This window comes from Nocardioides zeicaulis (assembly GCF_042432345.1).
GTDB classification, from domain to species: Bacteria; Actinomycetota; Actinomycetes; order Propionibacteriales; family Nocardioidaceae; genus Nocardioides; species Nocardioides zeicaulis.
On record NZ_JBHLXH010000002.1, the window covers coordinates 135,196 to 137,888 of the forward strand.

At 79.4% G+C, this 2,693-nt stretch carries 2 protein-coding genes; both read left to right on the forward strand.

What is annotated here, in order from left to right:
* A partial coding sequence (locus ACFFJG_RS15155; RefSeq protein WP_378519620.1) for an FtsX-like permease family protein occupies positions 1 to 1,585 on the forward strand: 1,585 nt, incomplete at its 5' end.
* Positions 1,582 to 2,693, forward strand: a 1,112-nt coding sequence (locus tag ACFFJG_RS15160; protein ID WP_378519621.1) for a hypothetical protein, incomplete at its 3' end; no start/stop codon positions are given. The genes ACFFJG_RS15155 and ACFFJG_RS15160, both read left to right, overlap by 4 nt.

Here is a 2,693-nt window from a genome sequence, read left to right on the forward strand (position 1 = left end):
GCGCAGCACGTGGGAGCGCTCGCAGGTCGACCAGGCAGCGCTGCGGGTGGGGACCGACCTCGCCCTGGTCACCGACGGCCCGGCCGGGCCGGCGGACGCCCGGGAGGTCCGGGCCGCCACGGGCGACGCCGGCGCCGTCTCACCGGTGATCCACCGACCCCTCGTCCTGGGGCGCTACGTCGGCCGCGAGGGCTCGCGCCCGGTGCTGGTGGCGGTCGACACCCGCCACGCGGGCACGCTGCTGCGGGGTCGCACCGCCCCGGGCCTCGACTGGTCCGCCGTCGGTGCCCGTCTCGCGCCCGGCCCCCCGGTGGCGGGCCTGGTCGTCCCCGCGGACGGTGCGGGCGCCCGCGTGCGCGGCCGCACACCGTCGGGGGTCGCGCTGGTCGCACGCCCGACGGTCGTCCTGCAGGACCCGACGGGCTTCCGGTTCAGCACAGCGGCGCGGCCCGTGCCCCTCGACGGCGCGGCGCACCCGCTGCGGTGGTCCGACCCCGGCGAGGCGGACCTGCGCCTGGTCGCGGTGGGCCTCGAGCTCGTGGGCCACCACACCGGAGAGGGCGGCCCGGGCGGCTCCGACGTCCGGGTCGACGTCGTCCTCCCGCACGCGGGCGGGGGCGGCGAGGTCGAGGACGGGGCGCCCGCCGAGGAGCCCTGGCAGACCAGGCTGACGCAGCGCAACGGACTCGTGCGCGCCGCGACCGTCACCCTGGGCCGTGCGCCGGACGCCACCCGGCTGTCGGTCCGCGCCGACGTCGACCTCACCTACATCGAGTACGGCGGCGCCGACGTGCTGGTCAGCTCCCTCCCCGACCCGGGCGACGTGCCGGTCGCGGTCTCGCAGGCGCTGGCTGACGAGGTGGGCGTCGGCACCGGCGACCAGCTCTCCGCGATCGTCGGGGACGCGACGCTGGACCTGGTGGTGGCGGCCGTGGTGCCGGCGGTGCCCTCCGCGCCGGGCGGCGTGGCCGTGCTCGCCGACGCGGACACCCTGACCCGCGCCCTGGTCGACGCCGGGCGCCTGGAGCCGGTGGCGGACGGCTGGTGGGTCGGCCGCCCCGCGGCGGGGACGGCGACCCGCCTCGAGCAGGCGGGCATCGGCGACGTCACGACGCGCGCAGGGGCGACCGTCGCGCTCTCCCGCGGCCCGCTGCGCGTGGCGGTGCCGACCACCCTGCTCGTGCTGGTCGTCCTCGCGACGGCGATGTACGTTGCCGCCCTGGTGCTGCTGGTCGGCTCGGACCGGCGGCGCCGCACGACCGAGGCGGCACGACTGCGCGCGCTCGGCGCCTCGACGGCCGAGGTGCGCCGGGTCGCCGTCCTCGAGCACCTCGCCCTCCTCCTCCCGCTGACCGCGGTGGGGGCACTGGTCGGTGGCGTCGCCGCGGTCGCCCTCGGCCCCCACCTCGTGCGCTCCGACCTGGGCGCCGCCCCGGTTCCGCCCGCGGCGGTCGCGTGGCCCTGGGCCGCCGAGCTCGCGCTCGTCGCCGGGATGCTCGTCGCGGCCGTCGTCGTGAGCGCCGCGCTGAGCAGCGCGCTGGTGCGCCGTGCCGACCCCGCGCGGCTCGGGACGGGCGCGTCGTGAGGCGGCCGCGTCTGCACGTGCCGACCGTCGTGGGACGGCTCCGGGCCGACCGCGCCCTCCTGCTGCTCGTCGGTGTCGTCGTCGCCGTGACGTCGGCCCTGGGCGCGGCCGTCGCCCCCCTGGCCGGGCAGGCGGCCGACCGCGCGGTCGTGGGTGCCGTGCGCGACGCGGGCGACCGCGGCGCCGTCCGGGCCTCCCTGCCCGACTCCTACGACGTCCCGACCGACGACGACGGTGGGGACGCCGCGTCGGCGGCCGGGCAGGTGCGCCAGGACGCGCAGCTCGTGCGCGACGTGCTGCCCCCCGAGCTGGACGCCGTCCTCCGCCCCGGCGTCGCCACCGTCACCACCACACCCCTCCAGCTGCTCGACGGAGGTCCGGGGCGCTACCTCCAGCTGGCGTTCGTGTCGTCGGTCGACGACGGTCCGTCGCTGCGCTGGACCGCCGGGCGGGAGCCGGGCGCGGAGCGCGGGCCACGCCCCGGCACCGTGCGCGTCGCGCTCTCCGGGGCCGCCGCGCAGGCGCTCGACCTCGAGGTCGGCGAGGTGGTGCCGGCACGCGACGAACGCGGCCGCGACGTCACCGTCCGGGTCGTCGGGACGTTCGAGGCCGCCGACACCGACGACCCGGCCTGGCAGGTGGCGCCCCTGGCCCTCGCGCCGACGCTCGGCGCGGCGGACGGTTCCACACGAACGGCCGCGACCGCCCTCGTCCCGCCGGCCGCGCTGGGCGACCTGGAGGGCGCGCTCCCCGGCGACGCGCTGTCGCGCCGGGTCGTCTTCGTGCCCGAGCCCGACCGGCTGACCTGGCGCGGGTCGGCGGCGCTGGAGCGGACCGTCGTCGCGTTGCAGTCGGGCGCGACCGGTGCCGCGGACGGCACGACCTGGGACACCGTTCTCGACACGGTGCTGCGCGACGCGCGCAGCGAGGTCGCCTCGGCCCGAGGCCAGGCCCAGGTGCTGCTGACCGGCCTCCTCACCGCGGCGTCGCTCGTCCTCGTGCTGGCCGGCCGGCTCCTCGTGCGGAGGCGGACCGGTCCGCTGACGACCGCGCGCGAGCGCGGCGCCGCGCTGCCCGACCTCGCGCTGGAGCTCCTGGTGGAGTCCGC